Here is a 15,524-nt window from a genome sequence, read left to right as displayed (position 1 = left end):
AGCGTTTTTTGTTTTTCTTGCTCCGGAAAATCGACGGTTGCCTTTGTATTGCAACTCATCGATAATTTGACCGATTGGTAAACATTACAGCTTCCACGCCGGTGCTCAAGATGAAAATCGCGAAAAGCGGCGACAAAATACAGGCAGATACCCGGACGATCAGATTTGGCGCCGGCGCGTGGCGGAAGTGACAACTGCGCGGGTTTCAAGGAGAAGCGAAATCGACATGGCGACCCCCAGAGCGGCGAAGACGCAGCGCCGCACCCGCATCCAGGAAGTAAAGGAAGAGGTTATTCTCGAGGCCGCCCTCGATGTCTTTTCAATGCATGGTTTTCGCGGTTCCACCATCGACCAGATTGCCGAGGTTGCCGGCATGTCGAAGCCCAATCTGCTCTACTATTTCCGCACCAAGGAGGCGATCCACCGAGCCCTGATCGATCGCGTTTTGTACACCTGGCTCGAACCGCTGCGCGTCTTCAATCCGGAAGGAAATCCCGAGAGCGAGATCCGCAGCTATATCCGTCGCAAGCTGGAAATGGCCCGGGATTTTCCGCGCGAAAGCCGGCTGTTTGCCAACGAGATGCTGCAGGGTGCACCGCATGTCGAGGACGAGCTGAAGGGGCCGCTGAAGAGCCTTGTCGACGAGAAGGCGGCTGTCATCCGCGCCTGGGCGAAGGCCGGCAAGATTGCCAAATGCGACCCTTATCACTTGATTTTCTCGATATGGTCGACCACGCAGCACTATGCCGACTTCGACGTCCAGGTGCGCGCGGTCCTCGGGCAGGGGAGCTCCGGCGAGGGCCGGTTCGAGGATGCCGCCCGTTATCTGGAGCAGCTTTTCGTCAACGGGCTGATGATCCCGCAGAAGAAGGCGTAATCACCGGCATTCACTCGTCGCGCGGCCTGAGGACGACCGCCAGAAATGCCTCGATGCTCTCCCAGGTGTAGGGCTTCTGCAGGACGGGGATGTCCGCATAGGTGTCGCCCTGCGGGATGCTGTCTCCGTAGCCGGTCACGAAGCCGAACGGGATATTCATGCCTATCAGCCGGTCGGCGATGGGAAAGCTCGTCTCCACGCCGAGATTGACGTCCAGCAGCGCCATCTGGAGCGGCTGCTGGTCTAGGGCGGCGAGCGCCTGCGACACGTTGGGAACGGCGATGACCTCGGCAGCGCCGAGGCTTTTCAGAATATCCTCACCGTTCATGGCAATGATCAGATTGTCTTCCACAAGCAACACCGACATTCCGGCGAGCGGTTGTTGACCGAGCGGTGCGGAAGCAATCTGGCTGTCGATCATTTCTTTCTGCGGAGCGGTGAGTACGGCGGCGCTGACAAAGGTCACGAATTTCGCCGGAATGACAAAATCTGCTTCCAGGCCGCCTTCGGCAAAGCGGATGCTGGTCTCGCCGTCCAGATCGTAGATGAACGAGCGTCGGATGATCGTCGATCCGAAACCGACGCGCGTGGGTGTGGTCACGGCAGGGCCGCCGCTTTCACGCCACTGGATGCGCAGATTGCCCTCGGCATCCCGATCCCAGTCGATCGCAACGACGCCCGCAGCCGAAAGGCTGCCGTACTTGACGCTGTTGGTAACGAGTTCGTGGAAGACCAGCGACGATGTCGTAAAGGCTTTCGGGTCCAGCAGCACCTCCTGGCCGTTGATATCCAGTCGGCCGGAGGTCTTGCCGAGATACGCGGCACTTTCCGCTTCCAGCAGTTGCCTGAACGACGCCGGCGCCCACTGGTCCTGGGTCAGCTGGTCGTGGGCGCGGCCGAGCGATTGCACGCGTCCCTGAAGCTGCTCGATGTAGCCGTCGACAGAAAGATCTGCGGATTTCGAGTGGCGAATCAACCCTCCGATCAGGCTGAGGATATTTCGGACGCGGTGGTTGAGTTCGGCAATCAGCAGTTCCTGACGCTCGCTCGCAACACGCCGCTCCGCATTCGCTTCCTCGGAGAGGCGCAGGATCACTTCGATCAGGGCCACCCGGATCGTCTCGGCGACGCGCAGTTGAGGGGCGGTGAAGGCGAGGGAGTGGCCGCGCACCATTTCCGACCAGCTCTCGAAGCTCTTGCGCGGCGAAAGGCGTGGACCGCCCGGACCATACTCGGCAGGTTTGTTAGGATCGCCTGCCCAGCGCACGGAGCGGATGATCTCTTGGCGAAAAAGGATGACATAGTCACGGGGAGAGCGGGAAATCGGGATAGCCAGAAGGCCGCAGACATGGGTGCTCTCGTCCCAGTCCGGATACCAGCTTCGAATGCTGTCCGTTGCAAAGACCCTGCCTGCGGCATTTCGATTGAGAAGCGACGTCAGCTCGGCGACCTGATCTTCGGAGACGGTGGCGCCGCTCAGAGCCATGCGCCCGTCGATCCAGACGCCCACTCCGTCTGCCGGAATGACATCGGCGAGAGCGTCGATCAGCCAGGCGGGGTCATCGAGCAAGCTGGTATTGCCGGCGACCGATGTCAGCAGGCGATCGCCGATCTGCTTAGCCTTGCGCTCGTATTCAAGCGCTATCCGCCGTTCGCGGCTTTCCAGGCGCGAGGCGAACATCTGTCCGAGCAATTCGGCATTGGCGCGTCGTTCCAGCGAGGGCAGGCGAGGGCTGTAGTGATGGCAGGCAAACAGGCCCCACAGCGCACCTTCGACAACGATCGAAATCGACATCGATGCTTCCACACCCATGTTCTTCAGATATTCGATATGGATCGGCGATACCGATCGCAGAACCGACATGGAAAGATCGAGTGGCTGTCCATGTTCGGTAAGCTGCGGTGCGATCGGCACAGGAACGGCATCGACGTCGGAGATGATCCTGAACAGGTTGCGGAGATAGAGTGCACGCGCCTGTACTGGAATGTCGGAGGCAGGATAGTGCAATCCGAGAAAAGAGCCGATGCCCGATCGCGCCGCTTCCGCCACGACTTCACCTGCGCCGCTCTCGTCGAAACGATAGATCATAACGCGGTCGAAGCCGGTCAGTGCGCGCGCCTGCCGTGCGCCTTCGCGAAAGAAGGCCTGCTGTGTGTCCGTCTGGTCAAGGCGCGCGGTCATGCTGCGAATCGATATCGCACCACTTTCGTCGGCCGCAGGCGACGGCTCCGCCTCGATGATTATCTGTCTATCCGAAATATGCAGCGCAATGTCGAAGCGTGCGCCACCTTCACGCAGCACGACGCCGAACAGGCGTTCGACGGTATCCTGCCCGCGGATCACGGCCATCCGGTTACGCAGCGTGTGCACAGCGTCCGGGGTAAACAATTCCGTCAGCGGCCGGCCCAGGATCTGCTCGTGCTCCACGCCGATGAATTCGCCGAGATTGACAGAGGCCCGTGCAATCAGCCAATCGGACGACAATGCCAGGAGAAAGCCGAACGGCTGTATCGTGCCGAGCTGGTGGATCGGCTCACGATCGCAATTGGTTAGGTCGATACGCTGCAATTCATCGGTCAAAAGGCGGATTTCTCCAGTTCGAGTTCGGCGGCGGCCCTGAAAGCGGCAAATACAGACCTAGCCGCCGCTATCGCGCGCTCCCTGTCAACGGGTGCAGCCGCATCCAGCCTATCCATAAACGCTTTCATGGCGCCTTTGGGTCCCTGGTAGGAGAGATATGCGGAGGGAAAATGTTCCGGTACGCGCTTTGCAAGCATCGCGCCGCCCAGTTTCGAACCTTCGATGACATAGGCTGCGCCCCAGATTTCATCGTCGGAGGAGAAGGCAGCCAAGGCGACAGGCGGGGGCATGACCAGCTCGAGCGTCGCCATGTCGGCCCGCAACAGATGGCTACGGCGACGCTCCGGCCAATCCGGGAAGATGCGGGCAATTCCGGCGGCCTCGAGAGCTTGCTCGGCTGCAGGAAGGGCGCGCGCGTGGCCTGTCAGAAATGCAGTATAGTGGACGCGATCGGTCATGTCGAAGCGACCAAACAGATGGTCGACAACATCATGGTACTCGGCAGTGCCGGCACGGAGGGCATTTCGAAAAGTCATTCAGTCGGCCCGAACAGCATATTTACTGCCCAGTGAGAGCACCAAGAACCCGGTATACCTGAGGGCTGGATTATATCCAGTCAAAGCCGAGTTTTCGGTTACTTTTCATGGAATCGCCAATTGTATAACGCCTACGTTGCCGGTTTCGATTGCCGGCCTGGCATTCCCGTGCGGGTCGATCCGACAGCAGGGGGCCGCCACGTAGCAAAAAACATGGTGCGGGCCCCGTTCCAATATCGATAACGGCTGACTGAGGACGAAAGGCTATTCGGCGGCCTGGCGTGCCATGGGGTTGTTGGGATGCGTCGTCCAGTTGGCGTAGTTCGGGTCGACAATCTTGCCGGTCCGTGTGTCCAGCGTGCCAGCCGGGAGTTCCTCCATGGTGATGCAGTTTTCGACCGGACAGACGCTGACGCAGAGATTGCAGCCAACGCATTCCTCGTTTTTCACCTCGAAATGCCGGATGCCATCGACCATGTTGGTGATCGCCTGGTGCGAGGTATCCTCGCAGGCGATGTAGCAGCGGCCGCATTTGATGCAGGCATCCTGATCGATCTTGGCCTTGGCGATGTAGTTGAGGTTGAGATACTGCCAGTCGGAGACATTCGGAACGGCACGGCCGATGACATCGTCGAGCGTCCGGTGACCCTTTTCGTCCATCCAGTCGGAGAGGCCGGTAATCATTTCCTGGACGATCTTGAAGCCGTAGGTCATGACGGCGGTGCAGACCTGGACGTTGCCAGCGCCAAGTGCCAGAAATTCTGCGGCGTCGCGCCATGTGGTAATGCCGCCGATGCCGGAAATCGGCAGGCCGTGGGTCTGCGGATCGCGGGCGATCTCAGCCACCATGTTGAGCGCGATCGGTTTGACGGCGGGGCCGCAATAGCCGCCGTGGCTGCCCTTGCCGCCGACAGTCGGGTTCGGGGCGAAATTGTCGAGATCCACCGAGACGATCGAGTTGATGGTGTTGATCAGCGATACCGCGTCGGTTCCCCCGGATTTGGCAGCGCGGGCGGGGTTGCGGATGTCGGTGATATTTGGTGTCAGCTTGGTGATGACCGGCATGCGGGTGTATTGCTTGCACCAGCGAACGACCATCTCGATATATTCCGGCACCTGTCCGACCGCAGCACCCATACCGCGCTCCGACATGCCGTGAGGACAGCCGAAATTGAGTTCAATGCCGTCGGAGCCGGTTTCCTCGACCAGCGGCAATATCGCCTTCCAAGCCTGCTCCTCGCAGGGAACCATGATCGAGGCGATCAGCGCCCGATCCGGCCATTTCATCTTGATCTCCTTCATCTCCCGCAGGTTCGTATGGAGGTCGCGGTCTGTGATGAGTTCGATGTTGTTGAGCCCGAGCAGGCGGCGGTCGGCGCCCCAGATGGCGCCATAGCGCGGTCCGTTGACGTTGACCACAGGTGGCCCGTCCTCGCCGAGCGTCTTCCAGACGACGCCGCCCCAGCCGGCTTCGAAGGCGCGGTTGACGTTGTAGGCTTTGTCCGTCGGCGGTGCCGAGGCCAGCCAGAAGGGGTTGGGGGATTTGATGCCGACGAAATTATTGCGCAGATCAGCCATTGTTCACTCTCCCCTTAGGCGACGGCAGCGGCGGGGTGCGCGACGGCAGCCAGCGTGCGGTTGATGGATTCGGCAGCGTCGCGGCCCTGTGCCACGGCTGACACCGTCAGGTCGTCTCCTCCGACAATGCAGTCGCCGCCGGCCCATATGCCGTCGACCGAGGTTTTTCCGTCTGCGTCGGTGGCAATGCGGCCTGCCTCCATCTGCAGAGTTTCGATGCCGGACGCCACGAGCGTCTGGCCGATGGCCTTGAAAATCTGGTCGGCAGCGATGACGCCGGTATCGCCGGTGCCGGTGAGGCGGCCATCGCGAAGCTCGGTATATTCGACCTCGATGCCGGCTACCTTGCCGTCCTTTTCGATGATGCGCTTCGGTGCCAGCCAATGGCGGATCATGACGCCCTTAGAGGCGGCCAGGTCCTGCTCCCACTCGGAGGCGTTCATGTGTTCCTTGCCCCGACGGTAGCAGATCGTCACCTCTTCGGCACCGAGCAGCTTGGCCTGGACGGCAACATCGATTGCCGTCATGCCGCCGCCGATGACGACGACACGGCGGCCGATGGCGATGTCGGCTTTGTCGGCGATCTGGCGGAGGTCCGAGATATAGGAAATGGCGTCCGCCACGCCCTCGAGATCCTCGCCTTCAGCCCTCAAGGCATTCACGCCGGTAAGGCCGAGGCCGAGGAAGACGGCGTCGTATTTGGCGCTGAGTTCGCCGAGCGTGAAATCGCGGCCGAGCATCTGGCCGTTGCGGACTTCTATGCCGCCGATCGACAGGACGTAATCGACTTCCTGCTGGGCAAAATCATCGACGGCCTTATAGGTGGCGATGCCGTATTCGTTGAGGCCGCCAGCCTTTTCACGGGCATCGAAGATGACGACGGCGTGGCCATTGACGGCAAGCCGATGGGCGCAGGCGAGACCGGCGGGGCCGGCACCGACCACGGCGATGGTTTTGCCGGTCGGCTCGGCGCGCGTATAGAACTGTTTTTGAGCCGCCATCGCCGCATCCGTCGCGTAGCGCTGCAGGCGGCCGATCGCCACTGGTCGTTCCTCGGCCGTGTTGCGGACGCAGACGTCCTCGCAGAGCTGCTCGGTGGGACAGACGCGGGCGCACATGCCGCCCAGGATATTCTGATCGAAGATCGTTTTTGCAGAGCCGATGGGGTTCCCGGTCGAGATCTGGCGGATGAACAGCGGGATGTCGATCGAGGTAGGACAGGCCGTCATGCACGGTGCATCGTAACAGAAATAACAGCGATCGGATTCGACGAGCGCCTCGTGGTCGCCGAGCCGCGGATGCAGGTCGGAAAAGTTTCGACCGTATTCCGCCGCGGTCAGTCGGCCACTTTTAATCCCAGCTTCCAGTCGTCCCATTTTAAGTTCCCTCTTATCAACGGCCAGTGCGTAAAAGCTAACTCAGGAAAAAAAATTTATCAAACGGTAAATTTTTGGAGATTTTAATCCGGTCAAGGGGAGGAACCTAGTCTCTAGGTATTTGTTTTTATTGACTTATGTTTAGGGAGCTTTCCGCTTTCCATTCCCCGCATGCAGCTGTGGGGTCCTGCACGGCAGACGCGCCGAGCTGGTTCCTGCCCAGAAGAGAGAATTATTTCGAATACGGTGGAACCAGCGGTACGCTGGACAGTTATCAGTGTGTCCTGATGATGAATGCACCCACCCAGGTGCGCGCCCCTTCAAAGCGTCGTCGGACGTCTACTCACGGTCCCCCTCCCGGTGAGTTATAAATCAGCCGTTGCGCGCCCTCGCAACGGCTGATTTTCTGCGTCTTCAAATGCATTATTTCTGGGGGGTGAGATCAGGATTGCTTCAGGATCTCGTATTCCGTTTCCGGAATCGTCAAGCGGTAGTCGAGATGCTCGGGGCTGACGCCGAGCTTGGCGCGGCCGTTCATCGACGTCGGTACGACGCGCTCCAGCACCGTCTTGCTGAAACTGTTGTCTTCAAAATCATTGGCGGCGCCAGGTGTCACGATCGTTTCCGACCAGACGATTTCGACGGCCTGCTTGCCTTCCCATTCGACGGCCTGACAGTCTAGCGTGATGCTGGTCGTGCCGGCGGCGATGGCGCCATGGGTGGCGGAATTGACGATGAGCTCATGCAGCGCCAGTCCGAGATGCACCGCGGCATTCGGCGTCAGGTGAGCATTGATGCCGTGGATCGGAACAGGAATGCTCGCGTCCGGCCAGTAGGGGGCAAACTGCTTCTGGGCGAGTTCGAAGAGGTAGGCGCCGCGCCAGCTCGAATCTGTAATGAGGTCCTGCGAGTTCGACAGCGACTGCAGGCGTCCCCGGAACTTGATCAGGAAGTTATCCAGCGACAGGGTGTTGCGCGCGGTCTGGGTTGCGATACCCTGGATGATGGCAAGCAGGTTCTTGGAGCGATGCGACAGCTCGCGCAGAAGCGATTTTAGAACCTTTTCGCGATGACGGCTTTCAGTCACCTCGAAGATCACGGAAAGGATGCCGTGGCTGGCACCATCGGTCCGTTCCATCTTGATTTCATAGATCTTTATGCCCTCTGCAGAGGGAATCGAGATTTCCGCCTTGGCCTGTTTGCCGCTGCTGAGCACGTCGCGCTTCAGGCCCAGGATGTGATTTCCATCCTTCTCGCCAAACAACGCGATATCGTCAATTCCGAGGGCTGCGATGCCGGTCAGATGTTCGGGAAGGTTCTCGAAATAGGATACCAGGAGACAGGCGTCCTGGTAGATGATCGAAACGCCCGCACTTCCGAGTGCGCGTTCCATCATAGCAGCCTTACCCTCGAACCCGAGCGGTGAGCTGGACGATGGATCAACGTTATTCACCAAGATGCCTTTCCTTCGCCTAACCGGATTGAAACCCGGGGTGTCCGACTAGGCGGGCACATCAGCCAAATCGCAAGTCGTTTTGTAAAAGCGCTCCGGGCTGACGGAACGCTTTCACTTTTCTATTGTTCCGTGGATCGAATGTCAGGCCGCGACTTTCGTCGATTCGTTGAAGAACAGCGCTTGGCTGATCAGTGCCTTCACCATGTCCGGGTTGAACGGCTTCGTCACCAGGAATGTCGGTTCGGGGCGTTCGCCTGTCAGCAGACGTTCCGGGAAGGCGGTGATGAAAATGACCGGCACGCTGGCGTTTTTCAGAATGTCGTTGACCGCATCGATACCAGAGCTGCCGTCTGCTAACTGGATGTCGGCAAGAACCATGCTCGGCTTTGTCGCATTGTAGAGTGCAACGGCTTCGGCGTGGGTACGGGCGATGCCGGTCACGCGGTGGCCGAGACTCTCGACCATCTGCTCGATGTCCATGGCGATGAGCGGCTCATCCTCGATGATCATGATGTCGGTTGCTACCTGACGGGAGATCTCGGTAGACGCCCTGTCAAGCAGGCGAGCCGTTTCGGCTTCGTCGAGGCCAAGAATTTCGGCGATCTCAGGCATGCGGAAATTCTCAACGGATGCCAGGATGAAGGCCTGCCGGGCTACCGGCGAAACCTTCGAAAGGTTTGCAGAGGCACGCTTCTCCCAGGCGTAAGGCGAAGTCGGTTCCGGAACCTGGACCGAGCTCGAACCGAACAGGGTGGTGAAAAGCTTGTAGAGCGCGACGCGATCGTTCGAAGTGTCCGGAAAGATGGAGATATCGGCAATAATGGCTTCCAGAACGGCTGCTACATAGGCGTCGCCGGAGGTCTGAGTGCCTGTAAGTGCCCGGGAATAGCGACGCAAGTAGGGGAGATGCGGAGCAATTCGAGTGGAAAGTGTCATAAAATAGCTCCCGTCAGTAGCCGTGGCATGTTTAACCGTCTTTAATAGGCTTATAACAGCCGGCAACCAGAAATGTTCCGAGGTGCTGGAACTTTTTTTCGCTGCATGCATTATGCGTCCACGTGATATTGGGTCTAGCATGTCCAGCCTCGATGACAACGTAAATGCGGTCCCTGACAACCCTAATCCGCGTTTCCGGTGTCGCCCGGAAACAAGCCTAACGCCAACACGTCCGAGAGTGAAATATATATGACAGCGTCCCATCAGGAAGACACGGAACAGCCAAGGCCCGATGTTAGAGTTGCGGACCTCCTCGATCCAAACAGCCAGATCGGCAGCCGTCTACGCAGCCTGTATGCCGCTGCACAGGACGAAGCCATCCCGAACCGCTTCCTCGATTTGCTTGAGAAACTCGACCAGGTCGAAATGGCGTCCGCAAAGTCGGTCGAGCGGGAGTAGGCTCATGGATAAAGTCCAACCAAGTTTCAAACGCGAGATGCTGTCTGCGCTGCCGAGCCTGCGTGCATTTGCGATCTCCCTCATCGGTCGCCACGACCGTGCCGACGATCTCGTGCAGGATACCATCATGAAGGCTTGGGCCAAGCAGGACCACTTCGAGATGGGCACCAACATGAAGGCCTGGCTCTTCACCATCCTGCGCAACGAGCTTTACAGCCAGATGCGCAAAAGCGGTCGGGAAATCCAGGACAGCGATGGTCTGTTCACGGAATCGATGGCGACCCATCCGTCGCAATACGGCGCCCTCGATCTTCAAGACTTCCGTAAGGCGCTGGAACAGCTTCCTGCTGACCAGCGTGAAGCAATCATCCTGGTCGGCGCTTCCGGCTTCTCATACGAAGAAGCCGCGGAGATTTGCGAATGTGCCGTCGGTACGATCAAGAGCCGCGTCAACCGTGCCCGCCAACGTTTGCAGGAACTGCTGCAGATCACCGGAGAGGCTGACTTCGGCCCGGATGCGACCTCTTCGCCGCTGACCTCAAGGGCGTTCGCGTTTTAATCCGTTGATCGTTTACAGCTTTGATTTGTCACAAAATAAACCCGCCGCACTTCGAGAGTGCGGCGGGTTTTTTATTGGCTTGGCGGGATTGCTTGAGCGAGATCGCTCAGTCGTCGTCGCGCGAGCCCATCACGGTGCTGAGCAGAAACGCGCCGGCAACGGCTGCAGCAAGCATCGGCTGCGAGCGCAACAGTCCGAGGCCCACCGTGGCCATGGATTGCGCAGCCAGCCGCTTTTCGCGCGCACGGCGCGCTTCCTGCGCGTTGATGCTGGCCATAACGATAAGGATGGCAACTGCGATCAGCAGGCAGCCGCCACCTAAGATCAACGACGCGTGGAGCGGGCCGTAGATCGTGCCAAGCCAGAGCGCCAGGGCAGACAGGCCGAACACATATGTGGTGAGGATGAAGACCGCTGCGATAGCAATGAAAATACCGTTGCGCTTGGTGCGCGCAACGGTGTTCTTCACGGAGCCCGATAGCAGCAAGCCAAGGATGGGACCCAGCATTGATGTTCCTTAGCGGCGTGCGAGCAAGACGAACAGCAAGCCGATGGCTGCAACTGCGCCGATCGAGGCTGTCGGATGCGCGCGTACAGTGGCGCGGACTTCCTTGGCGCTGCGAGCGTAGCCGTCCTGCAGCTGGTGCAACAGATCTTCGCTGCGGGCAAGCAGGTCTTCATAGCCGGATTCGGCCTGTGCGCGGATACGCTTGCTCTGGCTGGCGCCGTTCTTGCTGATGAGCTTGGTAAGCGCAGCGATCTCGCCGCGTAGGTTGTCCATCTGATCTTCGATGGTGTCTTCTATGTCGCTGATAGCACCATTGCGCTTGCTGCGGATGGTATCGAGGAGGGAGTTTGCCATTTTTGTTCTCCTTATTGTCAACGCGCCAATGCGTCTCTTCGTGGGAGGCCACTACCAACGTCAAAACTAAGCCGTCGGCATTGACCTATGTCGTTGACAGCTGAACGCGACGATGGTGGAAAAGTTCCATCTCAGGCGCCTGCTTCGGCGAACACGCTGTGTGGCAGCACAAACGGGATCGCCTTGTCGGGCACCCGATTGACGCGGAGCTCGCAGCCGAACACCGCATGCAGGTTTTCGTCGCTGAGAACGGATGCAACGGCGCCGTTGGCGGCCAGCCGGCCTGACTTCAGAAGCACGATCTGGTCGGCGAAGAGGGCCGTAAGATTGAGATCGTGCATAATCGCAATGACGCCACCGCCGGCCGCACAGAAGGCGCGCGACAGCTGCATGATCGCCAGCTGGTGGCTGATATCGAGACTGGAAACAGGTTCGTCGAGCAGCAGCCAGCAGGGCTTGCCGTCAACGACCGGCCGTGGGATCTGGCAGAGCACGCGAGCAAATTGCACACGCTGCTGCTCACCGCCGGACAGCTGCTCGTAGAGCCTCCCCTCGAAACCGGCGAGATCGACGGCGCGGAGAGCCTCCATGGCGATCCTCTCCGCGTGCTGCGGCTTGCTGTTGGCGCCTGCGGTGACGCCCATCAGGACGATTTCGCGCACCGAGAAGGGGAAGGAGAGAGTGCTCGCCTGCGGCAGGACGCCCCGTGAGAGTGCGAGCGCCCAGGGCTTCATCGTCCTGACCTCGTCCTTGCCAAGCCGGATCGAACCGCCATAGGCAAGCTCGCCGGAGATCGCCTTAATTACTGTCGTCTTGCCGGAGCCGTTCGGCCCACAGATTGCCGTCAGCTGGCCAGGGCGGGCGGTAAAGCTCACGCCATCGACCACGGATTTACCCGCAAGCCGGACGGAGAGGTTGGAAACGTCGATCACTTGTTGTCCTTAGAGGCTGAGCCGGGTGCGATTGCGCAGCAGGATCCACAGGAAGAAAGGACCGCCTACGGCCGCGGTGATGATGCCGATCGGCATTTCTGCCGGCGAGACGATGGTGCGGGCGAGCACGTCGGCGAAAATCAGCAAGGTTCCGCCGAGCAGTGCCGAGGCTGGAAGCAGGTAGCGGTGGTCGGGGCCGATCACCATGCGCAGGGCATGTGGGACGACGATGCCGACGAAGCCGATGCCGCCGCTGACGGCGACGGATGCGCCGGTTGCCGCAGCCACGACGAGGATGGCGACCGTCTTCAGCCGCTGCACCGGCACGCCCATGTGGAAGGCTGCGGCTTCTCCCAGCGTAATCGCATTGAGGCCCCTGGCGATCACCGGGATGGCGACGAGCGAGAGGACGATGATCGGCCCGGCGGCAGCAATCTTCGTCCAGGTGGCGCCGGCGAGCGAGCCCATGCTCCAGAAGGTGAGGTCGCGCAACTGCCTGTCGTCGGCCATGTAGACGAGGACGCCGGTGGCCGCCATCGCCAGCGCGCCAAGCGCGATGCCGGCGAGCAGCATGGTTGCAACGGATGTCTGACCGTCCCGAGTGGCGATGCGGTAGAGAAGCAGGGTTGTCACGAGGCCACCGGCAAAGGCGGCGAGCGGCAGGGCATAGATGCCGAGCACGGCGTAGATCGGTGCCGCCAGCGTGCTGCCGAGGACGATCATCACCACCGCGCCAAAGCTTGCGCCGGAGGAGACGCCGACAAGGCCCGGGTCTGCCAGCGGATTGCGAAACAGGCCCTGCATGATGGCGCCGGAGACGGCGAGGGAGGCGCCGATCAGGAAGCCGAGGATGGCGCGGGGCAGGCGTATATCAAAGACGATGATGTGGTCGCGCATGCTGAGCGCGGTGGCGGCTCCGGTCCCGCGAAAGAGATCGTGGACCACATCGAATGCGGAAGCATCAGATGCGCCCGTCGTGACCGAGAACAGCAGGGCGAACATAGCAAGGGCGGCCAGCGTGGCGATCACAACGACCGCGATCTGCGACCGGTCGCCGGCACGATAACGGGCGAGGCAATCGCGGCTCCTGGCCGCGATCCCCAGGGAGTGTCCGGCGGTATCGCTGATTGCCATGGCTCAGCCTCCGTAAATTGCGCGGTTGAGGTCGCGGATCGCGCTGGCAGTCCTCGGCCCGAAACCGAGAAGGTGCAGCCCGTCCATGTGGACGATCGCCTTGTGTTCCGCTGCTGGGGTCAGGGCGAGTGCGGGCTGCTTCAGAAGGTCCTCGTCGCTCAAAGCGTGTCCGCCGCCGCCGTTCATGATCAGGATGACGTCGGGCTTGGCTTCGATGATCGCCTCGTCTGTCAGCGGTTTGTAGCCGGGAAAAACGCCGACGGCGTTGATGGCGCCGGCGAGCGTGATGATGCCGTCGGCGGCAGTCCCGGTGCCGGATGCCATGATCTTGCCGCCCTGCGCATTGAGGATGAACAAGACGCGCTTGCGCTCCGTGAGCGGCCGCTTGTCTGATGCCGCGATGGCGGCGTCGAGATCGGCGGCGACCTTGTCATCCAGCGCGCGGGCCTTGTCGGGAACGCCGAGAAGGGTGCCGACGGCGGCGATCTTCTTCAGGATACCGTCCCGGTCGTAGCCCTGCGGCACGGTTTCGAACGGCAGGCTGGCATTGCGCAACACCGCGACGGCTTCCGGCGGGCCGGATCCCTCCACCGCGATAATGGCGGTCGGATTGACAGCCAGTATGCCCTCCGGCGATAGCGCCCGCATGTAGCCAACATCCGGCAGTTTCGTGGCGGCTTCCGGATAGACGCTGGTCGAATCGCGGGCGATCAGCCGATGTTCCTCGCCAAGCGCATAGACGATTTCGGTGATGTCGCCGCCGATCGACACGAGCCGCGATGTGTCCAGCTTGCGCGCCTCCTCGGCACTGGCCTGACCGGCGACGTGGTAGAATGCCGTCGCTCCGGGGATCGTCGGCATCAGCATGACGCTCAGGGTGAGCGCTGCCTGCCATGCCTTGATCCGGTGCAAATTCCGAATGGACTTCATCGTCGTATCCTCAGGCTGCAACGCTTTCGGCTGCCATTTTCGGCAAGGCCTCGATGATCTTCCGCCATTCAGGGCGCTCGTCCGAGCCTTCCTTGCGCTTGCCGAAGAACTGGATGATCATCTCGCCATCGGCGCCATAGGCTTCGAGCGAGCTGACATGGCCATCGGCGGTCGGCTTGCGCACCGCCCATGCCTCGGCGATGTCGTCGAGACGCAGGTGGAGATGGAAGGTGGGGTCCATCACGTTGATCCACGGCCCCATCGTCTTGATGCTGGCGATCGGACCGGAATGGATCTGGATGATGCCGTCATTGCCGACGAAGCACATGATGGGCAGGCCATCTGCGGCGGCAGCCTCCAGCATGGTTTGGACGGCGCCGCCGTCGAGCTTCCAGGCGTAATCGTCGCCGACTGTCCGGAGGGCCGACTGGCGGCCGATCTTCAGCTTCTTCAGCAGGCCGATGAACTCGTGGGTATCCCTCATCTGGCCCCAGTGGTCGCGCAATTCGTCGCGGCTGACCTCGCCGTCGACGCTGCCCTTGTCATAGCCGGACATGTCCTCGACGAATTCCTGAGACTGGTCCTCAATACGCAGTGCCGCCACCATCGCATGATAGGCGGCAACATCGGAGGCGGGGCGCAGGTGAACCTTGTGGACGGCGCTGCCGGCCTTGTCGAAGAACTGCAGGCTCAGCTTGACGTCATCGCCGTCGGTTTTGGTGACTGCAAAGCCGTGCACCCAGCGTGACGGGAAAATCCGTAGGTCGATGTTTTCGCCGAGGACGATGGCGGAATGCTTGCCAGACTTGATGTTCTCGTAGATGCCGATCTTTTCGTGCACGGCGCTTTCGTTGCGCGACAGGGCGAGCACTTCGCCGAGACTTTCCACATGCTCCAGGAAGCGATTGGCGCTGGCGTCGATACGGATGGCCGTGAGGCCTACTTCGGCAGCCACCAGGGCGGCCTCGGAGATGCCGAGACGGGCTGCGATATCGCGTTCGCGCATCTTCGGGTTTTCGGCGCGGAAGTTGCGGATTTCGGCGGGGCTTGGTCGGGTTGGGGTCGTCATCGTCAAATGCCCTATTTGTTGAGTATCAGTTTGCCCTGTCGGGTGATTTTCAGTCGGTAGATGAAATCTTCGTGCCGAATGACGATCTCGTTCTGACCGCGAAAGATCTCGGCGCTCTCGATCGTCCTGACCGTCTGCACCGCATGCGGCGGTGGGGTCGCTGGCGTCTTATCAGCAATCATCTGGCTTGTTTTTGCCTGCAAAATCATGGGATCGGGCCGGTCTACCCGGAGTTTTAT

At 60.5% G+C, this 15,524-nt stretch carries 16 protein-coding genes; 3 read left to right on the top strand and 13 right to left on the bottom strand.

Annotated elements, in window-relative coordinates; all coding sequences use genetic code 11:
- Positions 1-226: 226 nt before the first annotated feature.
- Entirely contained in the window at positions 227-877 is a 651-nt protein-coding gene (locus tag J5274_RS16685) for a TetR family transcriptional regulator C-terminal domain-containing protein (protein WP_142823476.1), read from the top strand.
- A gap of 10 nt (positions 878-887) precedes the next feature.
- Here J5274_RS16685 and J5274_RS16680 read toward each other — a convergent pair whose 3' ends face one another.
- The 6 genes from J5274_RS16680 to J5274_RS16655 all read right to left on the bottom strand — a co-directional run bounded on the left by J5274_RS16680 (position 888) and on the right by J5274_RS16655 (position 9,340).
- Entirely contained in the window at positions 888-3,458 is a 2,571-nt protein-coding gene (locus tag J5274_RS16680) for an HWE histidine kinase domain-containing protein (RefSeq protein ID WP_142823475.1), read from the bottom strand.
- A complete protein-coding gene (locus J5274_RS16675) occupies positions 3,455-3,994 on the bottom strand; it encodes a biliverdin-producing heme oxygenase (RefSeq protein ID WP_142823474.1) in 540 nt (179 codons plus the stop codon). The genes J5274_RS16680 and J5274_RS16675 overlap by 4 nt, the downstream gene beginning before the upstream one ends.
- A 264-nt stretch (positions 3,995-4,258) precedes the next feature.
- Positions 4,259-5,572 carry an NAD-dependent dihydropyrimidine dehydrogenase subunit PreA gene (gene preA, locus J5274_RS16670; RefSeq protein WP_142823473.1) on the bottom strand — a complete coding sequence of 438 codons (1,314 nt, stop codon included), beginning with the start codon at positions 5,570-5,572 and terminating at the stop codon, positions 4,259-4,261.
- Between the two features lie 14 nt (positions 5,573-5,586).
- Positions 5,587-6,948 carry an NAD(P)-dependent oxidoreductase gene (locus J5274_RS16665; protein ID WP_142823472.1) on the bottom strand — a complete coding sequence of 454 codons (1,362 nt, stop codon included), beginning with the start codon at positions 6,946-6,948 and terminating at the stop codon, positions 5,587-5,589.
- A gap of 442 nt (positions 6,949-7,390) precedes the next feature.
- Positions 7,391-8,344, bottom strand: a complete 954-nt coding sequence (locus J5274_RS16660; RefSeq protein ID WP_142823619.1) for a sensor histidine kinase — start codon at positions 8,342-8,344, stop codon at positions 7,391-7,393.
- A 201-nt stretch (positions 8,345-8,545) separates the two neighbouring features.
- Positions 8,546-9,340 carry a response regulator gene (locus J5274_RS16655; protein WP_142823471.1) on the bottom strand — a complete coding sequence of 265 codons (795 nt, stop codon included), beginning with the start codon at positions 9,338-9,340 and terminating at the stop codon, positions 8,546-8,548.
- A 249-nt stretch (positions 9,341-9,589) separates the two neighbouring features.
- On the opposite strand from J5274_RS16655, the gene J5274_RS16650 reads away from it, so the two are divergent.
- Positions 9,590-9,799 carry a NepR family anti-sigma factor gene (locus J5274_RS16650; protein WP_111222567.1) on the top strand — a complete coding sequence of 70 codons (210 nt, stop codon included), beginning with the start codon at positions 9,590-9,592 and terminating at the stop codon, positions 9,797-9,799.
- 4 nt (positions 9,800-9,803) lie between these two features.
- On the top strand, positions 9,804-10,358 hold the full coding sequence (locus tag J5274_RS16645; protein WP_111222568.1) for an RNA polymerase sigma factor: 555 nt from the start codon (positions 9,804-9,806) through the stop codon (positions 10,356-10,358).
- A 106-nt stretch (positions 10,359-10,464) separates the two neighbouring features.
- Here J5274_RS16645 and J5274_RS16640 read toward each other — a convergent pair whose 3' ends face one another.
- The 7 genes from J5274_RS16640 to hemP form a co-directional block, all read right to left on the bottom strand.
- Positions 10,465-10,866 (bottom strand): hypothetical protein, encoded by a 402-nt coding sequence (locus J5274_RS16640; protein ID WP_142823470.1) that lies wholly within the window; start codon positions 10,864-10,866, stop codon positions 10,465-10,467.
- Positions 10,867-10,875: 9 nt separating this feature from the next.
- A complete protein-coding gene (locus tag J5274_RS16635; RefSeq protein ID WP_142823469.1) occupies positions 10,876-11,220 on the bottom strand; it encodes a YqjD family protein in 345 nt (114 codons plus the stop codon).
- Positions 11,221-11,351: 131 nt separating this feature from the next.
- Entirely contained in the window at positions 11,352-12,152 is an 801-nt protein-coding gene (locus tag J5274_RS16630) for a heme ABC transporter ATP-binding protein (RefSeq protein WP_142823468.1), read from the bottom strand.
- 9 nt (positions 12,153-12,161) lie between these two features.
- Complete coding sequence (locus J5274_RS16625) at positions 12,162-13,286, bottom strand: iron ABC transporter permease (RefSeq protein WP_142823467.1); 1,125 nt, start codon at positions 13,284-13,286, stop codon at positions 12,162-12,164.
- Positions 13,287-13,289: 3 nt separating this feature from the next.
- A complete protein-coding gene (locus J5274_RS16620; RefSeq protein WP_142823466.1) occupies positions 13,290-14,216 on the bottom strand; it encodes a hemin ABC transporter substrate-binding protein in 927 nt (308 codons plus the stop codon).
- A 10-nt stretch (positions 14,217-14,226) separates the two neighbouring features.
- Entirely contained in the window at positions 14,227-15,285 is a 1,059-nt protein-coding gene (locus tag J5274_RS16615; protein WP_219274683.1) for a hemin-degrading factor, read from the bottom strand.
- 11 nt (positions 15,286-15,296) lie between these two features.
- On the bottom strand, positions 15,297-15,467 hold the full coding sequence (hemP, locus tag J5274_RS16610) for a hemin uptake protein HemP (RefSeq protein WP_142823618.1): 171 nt from the start codon (positions 15,465-15,467) through the stop codon (positions 15,297-15,299).
- Between the last annotated feature and the right edge of the window lie 57 nt (positions 15,468-15,524).

This window comes from Rhizobium sp. L51/94 (genome assembly GCF_019355555.1).
Taxonomy (GTDB): Bacteria; Pseudomonadota; Alphaproteobacteria; order Rhizobiales; family Rhizobiaceae; genus Rhizobium; species Rhizobium rhododendri.
Note: the sequence above shows the minus strand (reverse complement) of the source record. Positions and strands in the feature narration are given on the sequence as shown.

Excerpts from the sequence above, each read along its gene's own strand:
- J5274_RS16650 (WP_111222567.1), top strand. The coding sequence starts at position 9,590 with ATGACAGCGTCCCATCAGGAAGACACGGAACAGCCAAGGCCCGATGTT.
- J5274_RS16625 (WP_142823467.1), bottom strand. The coding sequence starts at position 13,286 with ATGGCAATCAGCGATACCGCCGGACACTCCCTGGGGATCGCGGCCAGG.
- J5274_RS16635 (WP_142823469.1), bottom strand. The coding sequence starts at position 11,220 with ATGGCAAACTCCCTCCTCGATACCATCCGCAGCAAGCGCAATGGTGCT.
- preA (WP_142823473.1), bottom strand. The coding sequence starts at position 5,572 with ATGGCTGATCTGCGCAATAATTTCGTCGGCATCAAATCCCCCAACCCC.
- J5274_RS16655 (WP_142823471.1), bottom strand. The coding sequence starts at position 9,340 with ATGACACTTTCCACTCGAATTGCTCCGCATCTCCCCTACTTGCGTCGC.
- J5274_RS16645 (WP_111222568.1), top strand. The coding sequence starts at position 9,804 with ATGGATAAAGTCCAACCAAGTTTCAAACGCGAGATGCTGTCTGCGCTG.
- J5274_RS16620 (WP_142823466.1), bottom strand. The coding sequence starts at position 14,216 with ATGAAGTCCATTCGGAATTTGCACCGGATCAAGGCATGGCAGGCAGCG.
- hemP (WP_142823618.1), bottom strand. The coding sequence starts at position 15,467 with ATGATTGCTGATAAGACGCCAGCGACCCCACCGCCGCATGCGGTGCAG.
- J5274_RS16640 (WP_142823470.1), bottom strand. The coding sequence starts at position 10,866 with ATGCTGGGTCCCATCCTTGGCTTGCTGCTATCGGGCTCCGTGAAGAAC.
- J5274_RS16665 (WP_142823472.1), bottom strand. The coding sequence starts at position 6,948 with ATGGGACGACTGGAAGCTGGGATTAAAAGTGGCCGACTGACCGCGGCG.
- J5274_RS16660 (WP_142823619.1), bottom strand. The coding sequence starts at position 8,344 with ATGATGGAACGCGCACTCGGAAGTGCGGGCGTTTCGATCATCTACCAG.
- J5274_RS16685 (WP_142823476.1), top strand. The coding sequence starts at position 227 with ATGGCGACCCCCAGAGCGGCGAAGACGCAGCGCCGCACCCGCATCCAG.
- J5274_RS16615 (WP_219274683.1), bottom strand. The coding sequence starts at position 15,285 with ATGACGACCCCAACCCGACCAAGCCCCGCCGAAATCCGCAACTTCCGC.
- J5274_RS16675 (WP_142823474.1), bottom strand. The coding sequence starts at position 3,994 with ATGACTTTTCGAAATGCCCTCCGTGCCGGCACTGCCGAGTACCATGAT.